At 73.1% G+C, this 16,545-nt stretch carries 20 protein-coding genes; 9 read left to right on the forward strand and 11 right to left on the reverse strand.

The window, feature by feature from the left end:
* Window positions 1–41: 41 nt before the first annotated feature.
* Window positions 42–1,013 carry an endonuclease/exonuclease/phosphatase family protein gene (locus tag ACFYOJ_RS29495; RefSeq protein ID WP_388598233.1) on the reverse strand — a complete coding sequence of 324 codons (972 nt, stop codon included), beginning with the start codon at window positions 1,011–1,013 and terminating at the stop codon, window positions 42–44.
* The gene (locus ACFYOJ_RS29500; protein WP_356556202.1) at window positions 1,010–1,822 is read right to left on the reverse strand and encodes an SAM-dependent methyltransferase; all 813 of its coding nucleotides are present in this window, start codon (window positions 1,820–1,822) and stop codon (window positions 1,010–1,012) included. The genes ACFYOJ_RS29495 and ACFYOJ_RS29500 overlap by 4 nt, the downstream gene beginning before the upstream one ends.
* Window positions 1,823–2,007: 185 nt before the next feature.
* Here ACFYOJ_RS29500 and ACFYOJ_RS29505 point away from each other — a divergent pair, with 185 nt between their 5' ends.
* The 3 genes from ACFYOJ_RS29505 (at window position 2,008) to ACFYOJ_RS29515 (ending at window position 3,841) form a co-directional block, all read left to right on the forward strand.
* Entirely contained in the window at window positions 2,008–2,589 is a 582-nt protein-coding gene (locus ACFYOJ_RS29505) for a sugar O-acetyltransferase (protein WP_356556200.1), read from the forward strand.
* Between the two features lie 12 nt (window positions 2,590–2,601).
* Window positions 2,602–3,165: a TetR family transcriptional regulator gene (locus tag ACFYOJ_RS29510; protein WP_356556198.1), complete on the forward strand. Its 564-nt coding sequence runs from the start codon at window positions 2,602–2,604 to the stop codon at window positions 3,163–3,165.
* Window positions 3,166–3,229: 64 nt separating this feature from the next.
* Window positions 3,230–3,841 (forward strand): DUF998 domain-containing protein, encoded by a 612-nt coding sequence (locus ACFYOJ_RS29515; protein WP_356556196.1) that lies wholly within the window; start codon window positions 3,230–3,232, stop codon window positions 3,839–3,841.
* A gap of 79 nt (window positions 3,842–3,920) precedes the next feature.
* On the opposite strand, the gene ACFYOJ_RS29520 is transcribed toward ACFYOJ_RS29515, so the two are convergent.
* Window positions 3,921–4,592 carry a CBS domain-containing protein gene (locus ACFYOJ_RS29520; RefSeq protein WP_356556194.1) on the reverse strand — a complete coding sequence of 224 codons (672 nt, stop codon included), beginning with the start codon at window positions 4,590–4,592 and terminating at the stop codon, window positions 3,921–3,923.
* A 272-nt stretch (window positions 4,593–4,864) separates the two neighbouring features.
* Here ACFYOJ_RS29520 and ACFYOJ_RS29525 point away from each other — a divergent pair, with 272 nt between their 5' ends.
* The gene (locus ACFYOJ_RS29525) at window positions 4,865–5,362 is read left to right on the forward strand and encodes a GNAT family N-acetyltransferase (RefSeq protein WP_356556192.1); all 498 of its coding nucleotides are present in this window, start codon (window positions 4,865–4,867) and stop codon (window positions 5,360–5,362) included.
* A gap of 34 nt (window positions 5,363–5,396) precedes the next feature.
* Here ACFYOJ_RS29525 and ACFYOJ_RS29530 read toward each other — a convergent pair whose 3' ends face one another.
* Window positions 5,397–6,329, reverse strand: coding sequence for an aminoglycoside 3'-phosphotransferase/choline kinase family protein (locus tag ACFYOJ_RS29530; RefSeq protein ID WP_356556190.1), 933 nt, complete (start codon window positions 6,327–6,329; stop codon window positions 5,397–5,399).
* A 212-nt stretch (window positions 6,330–6,541) separates the two neighbouring features.
* On the opposite strand from ACFYOJ_RS29530, the gene ACFYOJ_RS29535 reads away from it, so the two are divergent.
* Window positions 6,542–7,750, forward strand: coding sequence for a Cmx/CmrA family chloramphenicol efflux MFS transporter (locus tag ACFYOJ_RS29535; RefSeq protein ID WP_356556189.1), 1,209 nt, complete (start codon window positions 6,542–6,544; stop codon window positions 7,748–7,750).
* A 135-nt stretch (window positions 7,751–7,885) separates the two neighbouring features.
* On the opposite strand, the gene ACFYOJ_RS29540 is transcribed toward ACFYOJ_RS29535, so the two are convergent.
* Window positions 7,886–8,491 carry a dihydrofolate reductase family protein gene (locus ACFYOJ_RS29540; protein ID WP_356556187.1) on the reverse strand — a complete coding sequence of 202 codons (606 nt, stop codon included), beginning with the start codon at window positions 8,489–8,491 and terminating at the stop codon, window positions 7,886–7,888.
* Between the two features lie 302 nt (window positions 8,492–8,793).
* On the opposite strand from ACFYOJ_RS29540, the gene ACFYOJ_RS29545 reads away from it, so the two are divergent.
* Window positions 8,794–9,375 carry a hypothetical protein gene (locus ACFYOJ_RS29545; RefSeq protein WP_356556185.1) on the forward strand — a complete coding sequence of 194 codons (582 nt, stop codon included), beginning with the start codon at window positions 8,794–8,796 and terminating at the stop codon, window positions 9,373–9,375.
* Between the two features lie 75 nt (window positions 9,376–9,450).
* Here ACFYOJ_RS29545 and ACFYOJ_RS29550 read toward each other — a convergent pair whose 3' ends face one another.
* The 4 genes from ACFYOJ_RS29550 to ACFYOJ_RS29565 all read right to left on the reverse strand — a co-directional run bounded on the left by ACFYOJ_RS29550 (window position 9,451) and on the right by ACFYOJ_RS29565 (window position 12,685).
* A complete protein-coding gene (locus tag ACFYOJ_RS29550; protein ID WP_356556183.1) occupies window positions 9,451–10,629 on the reverse strand; it encodes a GDSL-type esterase/lipase family protein in 1,179 nt (392 codons plus the stop codon).
* A gap of 147 nt (window positions 10,630–10,776) precedes the next feature.
* Entirely contained in the window at window positions 10,777–11,352 is a 576-nt protein-coding gene (locus ACFYOJ_RS29555) for a WHG domain-containing protein (protein WP_356556181.1), read from the reverse strand.
* Between the two features lie 95 nt (window positions 11,353–11,447).
* The gene (locus tag ACFYOJ_RS29560) at window positions 11,448–11,870 is read right to left on the reverse strand and encodes a PGPGW domain-containing protein (RefSeq protein WP_356556179.1); all 423 of its coding nucleotides are present in this window, start codon (window positions 11,868–11,870) and stop codon (window positions 11,448–11,450) included.
* 149 nt (window positions 11,871–12,019) lie between these two features.
* Window positions 12,020–12,685 (reverse strand): type III effector protein, encoded by a 666-nt coding sequence (locus tag ACFYOJ_RS29565; RefSeq protein ID WP_356556177.1) that lies wholly within the window; start codon window positions 12,683–12,685, stop codon window positions 12,020–12,022.
* A 126-nt stretch (window positions 12,686–12,811) separates the two neighbouring features.
* Between ACFYOJ_RS29565 and ACFYOJ_RS29570 the strand changes: the two genes are divergently transcribed.
* A complete protein-coding gene (locus tag ACFYOJ_RS29570; protein ID WP_356556175.1) occupies window positions 12,812–13,249 on the forward strand; it encodes an Hsp20/alpha crystallin family protein in 438 nt (145 codons plus the stop codon).
* 178 nt (window positions 13,250–13,427) lie between these two features.
* Window positions 13,428–13,868, forward strand: a complete 441-nt coding sequence (locus tag ACFYOJ_RS29575) for a DUF2267 domain-containing protein (RefSeq protein ID WP_356556173.1) — start codon at window positions 13,428–13,430, stop codon at window positions 13,866–13,868.
* Between the two features lie 87 nt (window positions 13,869–13,955).
* Here the strand turns inward: ACFYOJ_RS29575 and ACFYOJ_RS29580 are convergent, their stop codons facing one another.
* Both ACFYOJ_RS29580 and ACFYOJ_RS29585 read right to left on the reverse strand, forming a co-directional pair.
* Entirely contained in the window at window positions 13,956–14,282 is a 327-nt protein-coding gene (locus tag ACFYOJ_RS29580; protein ID WP_356556171.1) for a putative quinol monooxygenase, read from the reverse strand.
* 109 nt (window positions 14,283–14,391) lie between these two features.
* Window positions 14,392–15,291: an NAD-dependent protein deacetylase gene (locus ACFYOJ_RS29585; RefSeq protein ID WP_356556169.1), complete on the reverse strand. Its 900-nt coding sequence runs from the start codon at window positions 15,289–15,291 to the stop codon at window positions 14,392–14,394.
* A 217-nt stretch (window positions 15,292–15,508) separates the two neighbouring features.
* Between ACFYOJ_RS29585 and ACFYOJ_RS29590 the strand changes: the two genes are divergently transcribed.
* A complete protein-coding gene (locus ACFYOJ_RS29590; protein ID WP_356556167.1) occupies window positions 15,509–16,492 on the forward strand; it encodes a hypothetical protein in 984 nt (327 codons plus the stop codon).
* Window positions 16,493–16,545: the final 53 nt, after the last annotated feature.

Below are 16,545 nucleotides of genomic sequence, written 5' to 3' on the forward strand. Positions count from 1 at the left end.
GTCCCCGGATACCGGGGGCGGGGGTTTTCGCGTGCGCCCGCTCAGAGGGTGATCCCGGCGACGACCGGCAGGTGGTCGCTTCCGGTGGCGGGCAGGGCGCGGAGGTGACGGACCGTCGCCGACCGGGCCATGACCTGGTCGATCCCGACGAGCGGGAAGCCGGCCGGGAAGCTGAGGGCGAATCCGCGTTCCGCGGTGTCCAGGCGGGCGGTCAGCGGGCGCAGCCCGCGGTCGTCGGCCGTGCCGTTGAGGTCGCCGAGCACGAGCACCCTCTCCCGTTCCTCGGCGCCGACGGCCTCGCCCAGCAGTCGGGCGCTCTCGTCGCGCCACGACGACGCGAGTCCGCCCGCCCCGACGCGCACCGACGGCAGGTGGGCGACGTACACGGCGATCTCGCCGTGCGGCGTGCGGACCACCGCCCGCAGCCCGCGGTTCCAGGGCTCCGTGATCCCGCGCGGCCTGATGTCCACCGGCCCGGTCTCGGCCAGCGGATGCCGTGACCAGAGCCCGACGGTGCCCCGGACCGTGTGGTACGGATACCGGGCGGCGAGGGTCCTCTCGTACACCGGCAGCGCCCGGGGAACCAGTTCCTCCAGCGCGACGAGGTCGGCCCCGGCGGCGGCCAGGGCGCGGGCCGTGCCGGCGGGATCGGGGTTCTCGTCGCCGACGTTGTGCTGCACCACGAGCAGGTCGTCACCGCCGCCCGGCGCCGCGGGCAGCAGGAGCCCGCCGAAGTGGTGCGTCCAGGCGGCTACCGGCAGCAGCACGGCCACCAGCGCCAGGGCCGAACGCCGCAGCAGCGCCAGGCCGAGCAGCACCACGACCACCAGGCCGAGCCACGGCAGGAACGTCTCCAGCAGACTGCCCGCCCGCCCGACGGAGTTGGGCACCGCCCCGGGGAAGGCCAGCAGTCCCGCGGTCACCACCGCCGACGCGGCCACCGCCCGGCCGCCCGTCCGGACCGGTGCGGCCGTGCGGTGGGGGAGCGGGCGGCGGCCGGCCGAGGGGATCACGGCTTGCGGGCGAGGCCGCCGTGCTCACCGATGGGCTCGGGGGCGGGGGAGAGGCCGTCGGGGCGCCAGAGGGTGACCGGCACGACTCCGGGCTCCACGAGCTCCAGCCCGTCGAAGAACGCCGTGATCTCCTCCACGCTCCGCAGCACGTACGGCGCGGCGCCGCTCCTGTTGTAGGCGTCCTGCGCCTGCTCGAAGTCCGGGTCGACGCCCCGCGAGCCGTCGTTGACGGACAGATAGCTGCCCGGGGGCAGGGCGTCCATCAGCCGGGTGACGACGGAGCGCGCCACGTCGTGGTCGGGGATGTGGCCCAGGATGTTGCTCAGGACGAGCGCGACGGGACGGCCGAGGTCGAGCGTGTCCGCGGCCGCCGCCAGGATGCGGTCCGGATCGTGCACGTCCGAGTCGATGTAGGCCGTCGCCCCCTCGGGGGTGGAGGTGAGCAGGGCCCGGGCGTGCGCCAGGACCATCGGGTCGTTGTCGACGTAGACGATCCGGGACTCCGGGGCGATCCGCTGGGCGACCTCGTGGGTGTTGTCCGCGGTGGGCAGGCCCGTCCCGACGTCCAGGAACTGGCGGATGCCGGCCTCGGCGACCAGATGGGTGATGTTGCGGCGCAGGAAGGCGCGGCTGCTGCGGGCGATGGTGACGATGCCGGGGAAGACGGCCGTGTAGGCGTCACCGGCCTGCTCGTCGACGGGGTAGTTGTCCTTGCCGCCCAGCCAGTAGTTCCAGATCCGGGCCGAATGCGGCACCGAGGTGTCGATGTCCTGGTGCGCGGGTCCGGGCGTCGTCGCGGGGTCGCTCATGGGGAAGATCCGTCTCTCGGCCGAGGCGTGAACTGTTCCGTCACAACCTACGTCCCGGCACCCCCTTCTCGTACGGGTATTCGCACACCGTTCCACGGCGGGACACACGCCGGGACGCCGGCCGGACCCGCGGCCGCCGCACGGGACGCGGGACGTACGCCGATCCGGAGAGTACGGTCGTACGCATGACGACGGACCACTTCGCACAGGACCCCCGCACCAACCTGGAACGCATGCTGGCGGGCGACCTCTACATCGCCGACGACCCAGAGATCGCCCGCCGGCAGCAACTGGCCGTGCGGCTGGCCGCCCGCTACCAGGCCGCCTACGCCGAGGACGCCGACGCCGCACGGCCGGTCCTCGCCGAACTGCTCGGCTCCCTGGGCGAGGAGGCGCACGTCAGGCCGCCGCTGTACGTCGACTACGGGAGCAACATCACCATCGGGGCCCGCACCTTCGTCAACTACAACCTGACCGCGCTCGACGTCGCGGCGATCACCATCGGCGAGGACTGCCAGATCGGTCCCGGCGTGCAACTGCTCACGCCGACCCACCCGCTGGAGCCCGGGCCCCGGCGCGACAAGCTGGAGGCCGCCCGCCCGATCACCATCGGGGACAACGTCTGGCTCGGCGGCGGAGTGATCGTGTGCCCCGGCGTCACCATCGGCGACAACTCCGTCATCGGCGCCGGCGCGGTCGTCACCAAGGACCTCCCCGCCGATGTCGTCGCCGTCGGCAACCCCGCGCGCCCGGTCCGCGGACTCTGAGGATCCTTCGCCATGGCCACCGGACACGTGGACCCCCGGCGCCGCGAACGCATTCTCGACGCGGCCCTGGACCTCATCGCCGAGGAGGGCCTCGCCCAGGTCTCCCACCGGAAGATCGCCGCACGCGCGGGTGTGCCCCTGGGCTCGATGACCTATCACTTCGACGGCATGGACGAGCTGCTCAGGGAGGCGTTCGGCCGCTTCACCGACCACATCGTCGCCGTGTTCGACGCCCACCTCGCGGGCCCGGCCGACATCGACCAGGCCCGGCACGCGGTGACCGATCTCGTGCACGCCCTCTCCGAGGGGAGCAACCGTGACCTCGTCCTCGCCCAGGAGCTCTGCACCCTCGCCGCGCGCCGGCCCGCCTACCGCGAACTCACCCACGCGTGGACGAGCCGCAGCCGCGTCCACCTGGAGAAACACTTCGACGCGGACACGGCCCGTCAGCTCGACGCGCTCATCGAGGGACTGACCCTGCATCGCGCCCTGGCCCGAGAGCCCCACGACCGGGCGCTGACCCTGGAGGCGGTCACCCGCGTCACCACACCCGGCCGCGGGAGCGGCCCGGACTGACCCGGGCGGGGCCGGCTCCCCGCGCGATCCGGCCCGGCAGAAGGGGGCGTTTTATGGTGTTCCGATGCGAAACGTCCCCACATGGGCCTTGTTCACGTCGGGTTCCGCGCCGGTCGTGCTGATCGGCGGCTGGGCGATCGCGGGGCCGCTGACGGGGCCCGGCTACGACCCCGCCACCCAGACCATCAGCGTCCTGGGAGCCCACGGAGCCGCCGGGTTCTGGGTGATGAACGGGGCGTTCCTGGTGCTGGGGCTCTGCCACCTGCTGACCGCCTGGGGACTGCGGGCGGCCTCGGCCGCCGGCCGGCTGGCCCTGGGCGGGGGCGGGCTGGCCGCGTTCGCGGTGGTGCTCATCCCCGCACCGAACAGCGGAGGATCGCTGCGTCACGGCGCCGTGGCCGTCGTCGGATTCACGCTGCTGGCCCTGTGGCCGGTCCTGGCCGTCGACGGCGACAGGACCGCCCCGTGGGCGCTGCGGCCCGGGCCGGCCGTCGCGGCGAGTGCCGCGATGGCCGTCGGCGGTGCATGGTTCCTGTACGAGATGACACGGCACGGGGCGGCCGGCGCCGCGGAACGCGTGGTGACGTTCGCCCAGTCGCTGTGGCCCTTCGTCGTGGTCGCCTCCTGCGTGCTGCGCTCCGAGGACCCGGACCGGGCGACCGCGCGGAACCGGTAGGGCCTGCGGCCTCCGGTGCCGTGCCCGCACCGGAGGCCGCCGTACGAGGCACCCGGACGCGGACACCCCGCTTCGGACCTCAGGGCCCGGTGCCCGCCGGGTCCTCGTCGTCGGTCTCTCCCGCGGGCCGGAACTCCACGGCGACGACGCCGTCGACCCGCCGGCACAGCTCCTCCAGCACGGAGACCGGCACGTCCTCGGGGAGCCGCCCGCTGAGGACGGCGTGTCCGTGCGTCACGTCCACCTGGACCGACGAGGGCGCGAGGCCCAGGGTCCGCACCAGGGCCTCCTCGATGATCTCGGTGCGGATCGCCCGGTCCTGGCGCAGAAAGACCCGCAGCAGGTCACCGCGGCTGACCACCCCGATCAGCCGCCCGTCGTCGTCCACCACCAGGAGCCGCTTGATGCCCTGCCGGGCCATCACGCGGGCGGCGTCGACGACGCTCCAGTCCTCGCGCGCGCAGACGGCGGGCGACGTCATGAGCCCCGCCGCGTCGGTGGCGGCGGCCTTGGCCCCGGCCCGCCCGGGCTCCGTCCCGTGCCCGGCGGACCCGTCCGGCTCCGCGCCCCACATCTTCTGCAGGAGGTCGGCCTCGGACACCACCCCCACGGGCCGGTCCTCAGAGTCCACGACGGGCACCGCGGTGATGTCGTAGTCCTGCAGCAGGTGGGCGATCTCCTTGAACGGCGTTCCCCGCTGGACGCGGATCACGGCGTCGCTCATCACATCGCACACCTTCTGGTGCTTCATTCAGGGGTTTCCTCTCCGCTGCCGGGCCATCGGCCGGCATTCGTCCTTCTCACCCTGTGGAACGTCCCGCGGGCCGCAAGGGTGCCCCGTGCGGTCCGGCGGCGCACGCGGGGCACGTCCGAAACGGTGACGCCCCGTGCCGACCACGGCGGCGGACCTGACGCCGGCTCGGGCGACCTCGGGGCGGACATCGCCAACTCCCACCGGAAGGAGGCGAATCGAGTGCCCAAGGGGCGTCACGGCCACCGGACCGGCTGTGCCACACTCCGGGGATGACCGTCAGACTCGCGGGAGAACACGACTTCCCCGCCTTCCTCGCCCTCGCCGCCGAGGTGGAGCACTGGTTCGGCCCCATGGTGGAGGAGCCCGGCTTCCACACGGCCCTCAAGGAGCACCTGGACCGGTCCATGGCGCTGATCGCCGAGTCCCCGGACACCGGCCGGGCACTCGGGGGCCTGCTGTTCGGAGTGCGGGCCCCGGTGCACCACGTCCACTGGCTCGTCGTCTCGGAGCGGGCACGCGGGCTGGGGACCGGGCGCGCACTGATGACGGAGGCCGTCCGCAGGTTCGTACGGGGACCGGGCACGCTGGAGGTGGTGACCTTCGGGGCCGACCACCCCGGAGCGGTGGCCGGCGGCGCGCGCGTCTTCTACGAACGCCTCGGTTTCACCCCCGCCGAGCCCACCGAGCGCGGCCCGGAGGGCGGCACCCGGCAGGTCTACCGCCGCGAGGTCTGTGGGCCCGACGACGCCCTCACGGCCCAGGGCTGACGTCCTCGCCGCGTCGACGTGGCGTCCCGCGCGGTCACCGGAGTGCGGCCGTGCCGAACCACTCCTTTGCGAGCGACGGCAGGGTTCCGCCGGCCGGGGCACCCAGCTCCCTCAGGTACCAGGGGAGGTTGCTGTACACGTGCAGCAGCGTGTACGCCAGCAGGACGGACGGCTCGAAGGTGTGGCCGTACGCCTTGGCGAGCCGGGCCAGCAGATCCGGATCCCCGCGGGTGACGAACAGGCCGACTCCCACGAAGTCGTACGCCCGGTCACCGGTCATGGCCGGTTCGAAGTCGAAGAACCCGGTCAGGCGCCATCCGTCGGGATCGACGAGGAAGTGCTGCTGCATGACCTCCGTGTGCAGCAGGGTGCCGTGCGGGGCGCGCGGCAGGGGAACCGAGGCGAGGAAGTCCGGGATCTGCTCCAGCCAGGCGGCCGGCAGTCCGTGGGCGCGCTGCCGCTCCACGGCGCCGGCACCCTGCCGGTCCAGGAAGGCGCCCCAGTCCCCGGGGCCGAGAACGTCCCCGAGAGGAGCGGGGCCGACCGAGTGCAGCACCGCCAGCGCCTCACCGATGTCGGTGACGAGCCGCTCGCGGTCGCTTCGGGGCACGCGGTCCCAGGCGTGGGCCAGGTTCTCACCGCGCAGACGGGACATCAGGACGTACTGCCAGCCGTTCTCGTACGGGCCGAAGTCACGCACCCCCGGGGTCGGCACCGGAAGCCGTCCCTGGAGGTGGGTGAGGACGCGGCCCTCGGCGACCCCGTCCTCGGCGGCGGCCCCGGGGAACAGCTTGAGCACGTGTTCGTCGCCCACCGCGTAGACCGGCTGCGAACCGTCCGGGAAGCGGGTCAGCGGCGCGCCGGCGAGACCGAGGCGGGCACAGAGATCCTCCGCTCCGGGGCGCATGACCGTCTCGTCCGGGACGACCGCGTCCCACTCCTCGTCGGTTTCCACCACAGGCGGCATGGGGCGAAGCGTAGGTCTGCGGGACATAGGGGACAACGGATTCGTTCTTCTCCCCGTGCCGGGCGGGAGGCGTGGCGCCCGCCGGACCCCCCGGCCGGGAAGCCGGCCGACCGCATCCTGGGACCAGGAAGCGTGCGGGAATGACAGGGAGGAACCCCCGGTTGGCACCTGTCATGCTCGCATCTTCTCCACGGTCCGGGGCCGCCCCCGGCATGCCGCTCGCCGTATACATCCTCGGTCTGTCCGTGTTCGCGCTCGGCACCAGCGAGTTCATGCTCTCCGGGCTGCTGCCGCCCATCGCCGACGACATGGACGTGTCCATCCCGCAGGCCGGGCTGCTGATATCGGCGTTCGCGATCGGCATGGTGATCGGCGCGCCCCTGCTCGCGGTCGCGACGCTGCGGCTGCCGCGCAAGACCACGCTGATCGCCCTGATCTCGGTCTTCGGCCTCGGCCAGATCGCCGGCGCGCTCGCGCCGACGTACGGGATCCTCTTCGCCTCACGGGTCGTCAGCGCCCTGGCGTGCGCCGGGTTCTGGGCGGTGGGCGCGTCCGTCGCCATCGCGATGGTGCCGGTCACGGCACGGGCCCGCGCGATGGCGGTGATGATCGGCGGCCTGTCCGTCGCCAACGTCCTCGGCGTCCCGGCGGGCGCCTTCCTCGGTGAACACCTGGGCTGGCGGTCCGCGTTCTGGGCCGTCGGCGCGGCCTCCGCGATCGCGCTCGCCGGAGTGGTGACGAAGATCCCCCACATCCCGCTGCCCGAACGGCGGCCGGTGCTCAAGGACGAACTGGCCGTCTACCGCGACCGGCAGGTCTGGCTCTCCGTCGTGGTGACCGCCCTCGCGGCCGGCGGCGTGTTCTGCGCCTTCTCCTACCTCGCGCCGCTCCTCACCGAGGTGTCGGGCCTCGCGGACGGCTGGGTGCCGACCGTACTTGCCCTGTTCGGCATCGGCGCGCTCGTCGGCACGGCGATCGGCGGACGGGTCGCCGACGCGCACCTGTTCGGCGTACTGCTCTCCGGCGTCACCGCCTCGACCGTCCTGCTGGCCGCGCTCGCCCTGTTCGCCGCCACGCCCGCCGTGGCGATCACCCTGTCGTTCCTGCTGGGCGTCTCCGCCTTCTACACCGCGCCCGCCCTCAACGCGCGCATGTTCAACGTGGCGGGCGCCGCGCCCACCCTCGCGGGCGCGACGACGACCGCCGCGTTCAACCTCGGCAACACCGGCGGCCCCTGGCTCGGCGGCACGGTGATCGACGCGGGCCTCGGCTACCCCTCGACCGCCTGGGCGGGGGCGGCGATGACCGTGGTCGCCATCGCGCTCGTCGCCGTCTCGCTGCGTCTGCACAGCCGTTCCCGCGTCGTGAGGGCCGGTCTCGCCGCGGAGCCCGTGGACGCGGACCGCGCCGCGCGGGTGTGACGGCAGGGGCCGGCGGGCGCGGCAGGCCACGGCGGAGCACGTGGTGGTGCAGGCCCGCACTCGCGTGTCGACGGTGCCCGCGTCCGCGGCGATGACAGCGGCTCGGGGGAGGTGCCGTCGGACGAGAGGAACGAACTAGTAGCTGTCGTGGCCGGGTTCACCGTTCGGCCGGTAGACGCCGACGACGGTGCCGCCCTTCGTCACCGAGACGCTGACCGGCTCCAGCGCGGTGGGGATCGCTCCGTCGGCGAACAGCCGCTTGCCGGTGCCGATGATCACCGGATGGATGGTCAGCCGGTACTCGTCGACGAGACCGTGCCGCATGAGGCTCTGAGCGAGGTCGCCGCTGCCGACGACGCTGATGTCACCGCCGTCGGACGCTTTCAGTTCGCGCACGGCACCGGCGATGTCGCCCTCCAGCAGCGTGGAGTTCTGCCACTCGACGGATGTCAGGGTCCGGGACGCCACGTACTTGCGCATGCTGTTCATCCGGTCGGTGAACGGGTCGCCGGGATCGGCGGCCGGCCAGTACGACGCGAAGATCTCGTACGTCTTGCGGCCGAGCAGCATCGCGTCGGAGGACTCGTACCAGCCGGAGACGGCCGTGCCGACCTCGTCGTCGGCCACGGGCTTCTGCCAGCCACCGTGCTCGAAGCCGCTCTCGGTGTCCTCGTCCGGTCCGCCCGGCGCCTGCATGACGCCGTCCAGGGTGAGGAACGTGCAGACGATGATCCTGCGCATGATGTGCTCCCTTCGTCGACGGGTAGACCGCCCGGCCGCCCGGAACTCATCGGCGGAGACCTTCGCGGCACAGCATCGGTGCCGTCGTCCGGACCAGCCCGAGGATGTACAGGCCGGGCCCCGCGCCGCCGGGACGAGCCGGCCCAAGCCGCCCACGGGGCCACGAGCGCCGCCTGCTCGAACACCGGATCCGGCAACTTCAGGCCACTTTTGCCAAAGCTGGCGCCGAAGTGGGCTGTGTTGGCTAAAGTCAGTGTCGAGCGAGGATGCCTGTCCCGCCGCAGGAGGAAAGGCTGCCCACCATGCGCATCATTGAGGGATCACCCCGGGAGATCGTGGAATACGAACGCCTGACCGGCGCCGGTGCAGACGCGGCGGCCGCCGAGGACAACGCCGTCTCTCCGGGGGAGGGGAGCGAGACTCTTCGCGAGACGGCGGCGCCCGACGGCTCGGACTCCCTGCCGCCCGAAGACCACGTGGCCTTGATGAAGTTCATCTACGGACGCGCGGGCAAGAACGACCTGCGTACCTACCTGACCGAACGGTTCGTCATGCGGTTGCTGGACGAGGAGGAGGTCGTCGTGGCGTTCGGCCGCTCCTCGAAGACCTTCGACGGGCTCGCCGACTACCTGATGATCCGTGACGACGGCCCTCAGCGATACGGAGCGGTCGCCTACCTCCGTCCCGGCAACGGCGGGATGACCGTACGCCTCACACCGGAGGACATCGAGCAACTCGGCGAGAAGGACAATCCCCGTCTCCAGTACCGCAACGTCGCACCTTCCGACCCCTACAAGATCAACTGCCCGCTCGCGGACGAGGACGCCCTCGAACTCGCCCTCACGCTCGTACACGCCGCGCTGGAGATCGTGCGCGGCGAATGACCGGCGGCGGCACCCGCCCGCATGACGGCGGCTCTCCTCGCATCCGCCGTCGGCCGTGACGGCGGCCCGGACCGGTCAGCCGGTCCCGCCGGCGAAGGGGCCGCCCCGGCCGAAGACGAGCCGCGCGAAGTTCTCGCCGATGCGGCGGTGCCCGTCGGGGCCGGGATGGACCCCGTCGGGCAGCGGGAACTCGGCGTGGTCCTTCTCGCCGTAGAGCGCGCGGCCGTCGAGGTGGTGCAGGTGCGGGTCGTCGGCCGCCCGCTCCTCGGCGATCCGGGCGAGCGCGTCACGGATGACGTTGAGCGTCAGGCGTCCGGCGGCGCGTTCGGCGGGGTCGCCCGTCGCCCTGAAACGCAGCGTCCCGTCCGCGAAGTCGGGCGCGAGGGGACCCGGGGTGTCCTCCTGCACCGGGCACAGGAGGGGGGACACGAGCAGCAGGGGCGTGGTCGGATGCCCCTCGCGGACGGTGTCGAGGAAGCCGTGCACCGCGGGGACGAAGGCCCGCAGACGCATCGCGTCGGTGTTGACGATGTTGATGCCGACCTTGACGCTGATCAGGTCGGCGGGGGTGTCCCGCATCGCCCGGGCGGTGAACGGGTCGAGCAGCGCGCTGCCGCTGAAGCCCAGGTTGACCAGCTCCACCCGGGCCCGGCGGGCTGCCAGGGCCGGCCAGGTGCCGGTGGGGTGGGCGGCGTTGGAGCCGTGGCTGAGGGAACTGCCGTGGTGCAGCCACACCTTGCGCCCGTGGTCCGGCGCGGGCTCGACCGGGGCGTCGGTGCGCAGGGAGATCAGTTCGGTGATCTCCGTGTGCGGGAGCCAGATCTCGACCTCCTTGTCGTGCGCCGGCAGGCCGGTGAACCGGGCGGTGCCGGCGGGCCCCTCGCTCAGTTCGGAGACCTGGGTGACCATGTCGGTGACCGTGCGGACGTTGCCGCCGGGCACGGTGGCCCGGCCGGCGAGGCCGCCGTCGACCAGCAGGTCGTACACGCCGTCCGCCGGGGGCGGGAAACCCCGGTAGACCCGCCTGGTGGGCAGGGCGGTCAGCTCGACCGTCGTGGCGCGGGTACGGAAGACCAGCCGCACACCGGAGGGCTGGGCCTCCGCCACGGCCAGTCGGTCGTCGGGGATCTGCCGGCGGGCCCGCGCGGGCAGCCGGTGCGGCAGCAGTCCGTGGGCGGTCCGTTCGACGTCGAGGAAACCGCGCAGCAGGTTCTCGGTCACGGGGGTGGTGATCATGGCGTGTTCGGCGTTCATCGGCTCGGTCCGGTGGTCGTGACCTCCCGGACGACCGGGACGTCGGGGAGAGGAAGGGGAGGGGAGAGGGGCGGGAGGGCGTCGGCGTCCGGCGCTCCGCGGGGGACGCCCGGGCGTACTGCCGTACGCGGCGGGTGCCGTGGGCCGTCACCGGCCGGCGGCGCTGCGGTCGCGCAGCATCGTGTCGAGGGAGTCGATGATCCAGGCCCACGACTCCTGCGCGTCGGGGGCGCTGTGCTCGAAACCGCCGGCGAGCTCCAGGCTGACGTAACCGTGGAAGACGCTGCCCAGCATCCGGACCGCATGGGTCTGGTCCGGTTCCGTGAGGTCGTAGCCGCGCAGGATCGCGCGGGTCATGCGGGCGTGCCGGACACCGGCGCCGGCCGCCGCCGTCTCGGGGTCGAGGCGGAGACGGGTGGCGGCGTAACGGCCGGGATGTTCCCGGGCGTAGTCGCGGTAGGCCTCCGCGAACGCGGCCAGGGCGTCCTTCCCGGCCCGCCCGGCCAGTGCGGCCGCGACCCGGTCGGCGAGCTCCTCCAGCGCGAACAGGGCGATCCTGGTCCTCAGCTCCTGGGAGTTCTTGAGGTGCGAGTACAGGCTCGCCACCTTGACGTCGAAACGCCGGGCGAGCTCCGAGACGGTCACCCGGTCGAAGCCGACCTCGTCGGCCAGTTCCGCGCCGGCACGGGTCAGACGTTCCGCGGTCAGCCCTGCTCGAACCATGATGCTCCTCCCTCGTGGCTTAAGTCATCATGCATCTGCCTAATACTTTTAGGCAAATGGCGAAAAGAGGCGAGGGAGGCCGGGGAGGGGGCGGGCTAACGGCGCGTCGCGGGGGCGGTGCGGGCGCCGTGGACGCGGCGGTAGCTCCATGCGAGGAGGGCGAAGAGGATGATGCCCGAGACGATCAGACTCGCCCCCGTGGCCCAACCGGAGAACGGCACCTCGGGGACGAGGCCCCACACCACACCGGCGCCGACCAGGGCCAGGCCGGCCAGGACCGAGCCGGCGACACGCCAGGGCGAGGAGACGCTCTCCTCGACCGCCCGCATCGCCTTCTCCCGGACGGGCGTGACGAACCGGTCCAGGGCCGGTACGGCACGGGCCAGCAGCACCACCCCGGCGAACACGAGCAGCAGTCCGGGCCCGGGCAGCACCAGCAGCGCCGCACCGACCATCAGCAGCACCGCGCCGCAGACACCCGCCGCCATCCGCCGGACCGATGCGATGCTCCGTGTCATGTCGTCCCACTCTCCGCGTCGGCGCGCACGCGCTCACCTGCCCGGCCGGGGCACGCGCCCGCGCGTACGCGATGCCACCGCGCCTCAGTTCCCCGTCCGGCGGGGATGCATGCCGCGGCGGCGGAGACTTCGCCCGTGGGCCGGAGCCGTCACGCCTGGTCCGGAGCCGTGGGATCCGGGCCGGCGCCGGTACGGCGGAACCGGCCGGTGCGGCGGATGAGCCCGTCGACGCGGTCGGCCAGCTCCGCGTCGTCCGCCGTCAGGTGGCCGCGCGTGTCCGCCAGCGGATCGATCAGACCGGCGGCGTCGTCGCCGCCGAGGGCGCGGGTGAGGGAGTCGCGGGCCTCGGACGGGATCGTGTCGACGGCCATGATCTGCCCGGCGAGCTGGCGCAGGTCGGCGGCGTTCTCGCGGGCCCAGGCGGCGAGGGCGCGGTCGGCGGCCCGGCGCTCGCGCGTGGCCTGCACGCGCTGATCGCCGGTGGTGCCGGGGGCTCCCGGGCGCAGCCGCAGATAGCGGCGTTCGGCGGCCTGCCGACTGGAGACGCCGAGCGGATGCGCCAGTTCCGCCCAGCTGGCGCCGGCCTCGCGGGCGGTCTCGATCAGGGCGGTCTCCCACCCCGCGAGCTCGTCGCGCATCTCCCGCAGGAGCAGGAGCGCTGACAGGACCTGGTCGGAACTGACCTCGGCGCCGGGCGGGTCTTCGGGCCGCGACGCCCTCGCGGTGCGCACGGCTTCCTCGATCGCCGCGAGCGCCGCCCTCGCGGCGAAGAAGGACGCGGGGTGGGAGCCCACCTCTGGAGAGTCAGAAGACATGCTCACTCCGCTGGACGGTGTCACCTTTCCGGTGACAGTGCTGCTTGTCATCGTTCCGATGACATGCTACAAGAAGAACAAGAAGCAGCGCATGAGCGGATCTGCCCGACATGGAGGTGTCTCACCATGCTGATGCGCACCGATCCCTTCCGTGAGTTCGACCGGCTGACCCAGCAGCTCCTCGGCAACACGTCCGGCACGTGGTCGCGCCCGACGGCGATGCCGATGGACGCCTACCGCGAGGGCGACGCGTACGTGATCGCCCTGGACCTGCCCGGCGTGGACCCGGAGGCCATCGACATCGATGTCGAGCGGAACATGCTGACCGTCAAGGCCGAGCGCAGGCCCGTCGCCAAGGCGGACGATGTGCAGATGGAGCTGTCGGAGCGTCCCCTGGGCGTCTTCTCCCGCCAGGTGATGCTCGCCGACACCCTCGACACCGAGCACATCACCGCCGACTACGACGCGGGTGTGCTCACCCTGCGCATTCCGATCGCCGAACGCGCCAAGCCGCGCAAGATCTCCATTGGCACCGGCACGGAACGCAAGCAGATCTCCGGCTGAGGCGGTGCCTCACGGAGAGCGGCGGAGGGCGGCGGACCGCCCGGTCCCGGCGGCCCCCGCCCCGCCGAACCCCAGTGCCCCCGTGTGTCCCCGGCCGGCCTCGCACCGTCACGGCCCCGCCGGCCGCCCCGTCCCACCGGACCACGTCCGTCACGAGCGAGAAAGGCGTCACACAGCGATGCAGTCACAGACGGCCACGGCGACGATCACCGGCACGCCGGCCATGTCGTTCGACCGGATGCTGGAGCAGGTCCGTTACAACGGTGCCTACTCCACGCGCGAGCGGGCCGAGGAAGTCGTCACCGCCGTCCTGGCCGCCCTGGGCCGCCGTGTCACCGGCGAGGAACGCGTCGAACTCGCCGCCCGTCTCCCCCGGGAAGCCGCGCAGATCTTCGCCGCACAGGTGCCGGAGAACGACTCCCCGACCGGCTGGGCGTTCGTCAGGGACCTCGCGGCCCGCACCGGCGGCACCCTCGCCACCACCCGCTGGGACGTCGGCTCCGTCCTGGGCGTCGTCGCGCAGCTGGCCGGGCCCGACCTCCTGGACCGCATCCTCGCGCAACTGCCCTCCGGCTACGCGATCCTCTTCGGCCGCGCCGAGCTCACGCCCGCGGCCTGAGCCGGCCCCGGAGGCGAACACGACGGACGGCCCGCCGCCGGCCGGTGTCCTCACCGGCCGGCGGCGGGCCGTCCGCCCGGCGCCGGGCTACTGCCCGACGGCCATCTCGCCCAGCTGCGACCAGCCGTCCTGGTCGACCTTCTGGCTCACGATGCGGGGCGTCTCCACCAGGTGGCGCGGCAGCTTCTCCTGCGCGGCCCGGAAATGCGCGGACTGCACGTGCGCGGCGCCCGCCTCGTCGTCCCGGAACGCCTCCACGAGGACGTACTCCGACGGGTCGTCCAGGCTGCGGGACCAGTCGAACCAGAGACAGCCGGGCTCCTCCCGGGTGGCCCGGGTGAATTCGCCGGTGATCTCCGGCCACTGGTCCGCGTACTCCGGAAGGACCCGGAATTTCGCCGTGATGAAGATCATGGATCCTCTTTCTCTCTTTGCGGTCGCGTACGAGATTACCGAGGAAGTCGATCTTCGGTGAACGGCACCCGCGGCAGGGCCGCGGCGGCCCCCGCCGCGTCCGGCGACGTCAGACCGCCCCCTCCCCGTCGACACGCACCCCCAGCCGGCCGGCCACGTCGGTGAGGGCCGCGCCCAGCGGGAGCGCCACCCGGACGAGGGCGTGACGGTCGCCCCGGGTGGGATCCCGGTTGACGATCAGCACGGGCTTGCCCGCCTCGGCGGCCTGGCGGACGAACCGCAGCCCGGACATCACCGTGAGCGAGGAGCCGAGGACCAGCAGCGAGGCCGCCTCGCGCACCAGGGCGCGGCAGTGCCCGACCCGCGCCGGCGGAACGGCCTCGCCGAAGAACACCACGTCCGGCTTGAGGACACCGCCGCAGCGCGCGCACGGCACCACCCGGAAGTCACCGACCTGCTCGTCGGTGAGGTCGGCGTCCCCGTCCGGATTGATGCCCGCGGCCACCGGGGCGAAGCCCGGGTTGGCCTCCTCCAGCCGCCGGGCCAGCTCACGGCGCGGGCCGAGGGCGCCGCAGGAGAGACAGACGACCCGGTCCAGACTCCCGTGGAGCTCCACGACGTCCTCGCTGCCGGCGGCCTGGTGCAGACCGTCGACGTTCTGCGTGATCACCCCCGCGAGCAGACCGTGCCGCCCGAACGCCGCCACGGCCCGGTGACCGGCGTTGGGGCGGGCCCGGCCGAAGGTGCGCCAGCCGAGGTGGCTGCGCGCCCAGTACCGGCGCCGGGCCTGCGCGTCGGCCGTGAAGTCCTGGTAGGTCATCGGGGTGTGCCGGCTCAGGCTCCCGCCCTCGCCCCGGTAGTCGGGGATGCCCGACTCCGTCGAGATGCCCGCCCCGCTGAGCACCAGCACACCGCCGGCGGCCAGTGCGTCGGCGACCGGCCCCGGGTCCGTGCCGCCCGGCGGCAGATCCTCGTCGGGGGTCCAGCTCAGAGTGGGGCGCATGCGCATGCCGCCAGGGTACGGAACGGGCCGCACCGGCCGCCGTCCCACGGCACACGCCCCCGAGAGCCCACCCCCCGAGCGCCCGCGCCCGGACGGGGCGCCGGCGAGGCGCGGGCCGCCCGGCGCGGAGCGTGGGGCCGCGGTGAAAACCCTGTGGAAGCGGTGTCGGTGGGGGCCCTTATGCTGCTCCGGACGATCACGCGGGACCAGGGGAGGGCGCGGCATGTTCGGCAGGCTGTTCGGCAGGGACGCGGAGAGACCGGACGAGGATCCGTACGCCATTCCCGCCCCGCGCCGGGGCCGGAACGGCGTGTACGAACTGATCGCGCTCGGCGACATGCGGGTGCTCACCCTGATCGAGGCGGGCGAGGCGGGCGACTGGGAGGCCGTCAAGGCCGCCCTCGCCCCCTTCGACCTCGGCCGCGACCACGCCGTCCTGGGCGAGCTGGCCGCCCTGGACGGCGTGCAGGACTGGATCGGCCGGGCCGTCGAGGAGGACAAGGAGTACCGGGCGACGGCCCTGCTGATATCCGGGGCCCGCCACATCGCCTGGGGCTGGGAGGCCCGTACCGCCGCGCGTGCCGTGGACGTCACTCAGGAGCAGTGGCGGGTCTTCCACGAGCGGCTCGAGACCGCCGAGGAACAACTGTTCCAGGTCGCTGAGCTGCGCCCGGACTGGATCACTCCGTGGCGCCGACTGCTCACCTCCGCACGCGGCATGTCGCTCGGCTCGTCCGTCGCGGAGATCCGGCGCGACGCCGCTCTGCGCCGCGACCCGCTGGACCTGGAGTCCCACATCGAGTGGCTGTCGCAGTTGCAGCCCCGCTGGGGCGGTGAACCGGGGCAGGCCCTGGAGTTCGCCCGCAGGGCCTTCGCCGCCGCGCCCGACGGTCACCGGCTCGGCTGCGTCGTCGCCATGGCGTACGTAGAGCAGTGGGTGGAGTCGGACGACAGCGACTGCCTGCAGCAGCCCGGGATCCGGACCGAGCTGAGGGAGGCGGCGGAACGCAGCATCCTGCACCCCGCGTACGAGCGCCGCCTGGGCTGGCAGGGCGACTACAACATGTTCGCCATGGCCCTCTCGCTGGCCGGCAGCAGCACGGCCTCGAACGTCTTCCGCGAGCTGGACGGCGCGTTCACCGAGTGGCCGTGGACGTTCATGGCGGACCCGCAGAAGGCGTACGCGCGCTTCCGCAAGGCCTTCTGAGCCTCCGGTTCTCCCCCTCCCGTCGCCGCCCCACCACTTCACCCCCGGACCGC

The organism is Streptomyces sp. NPDC006384 (genome assembly GCF_042870695.1).
In the GTDB taxonomy this organism is placed as follows: Bacteria; Actinomycetota; Actinomycetes; order Streptomycetales; family Streptomycetaceae; genus Streptomyces.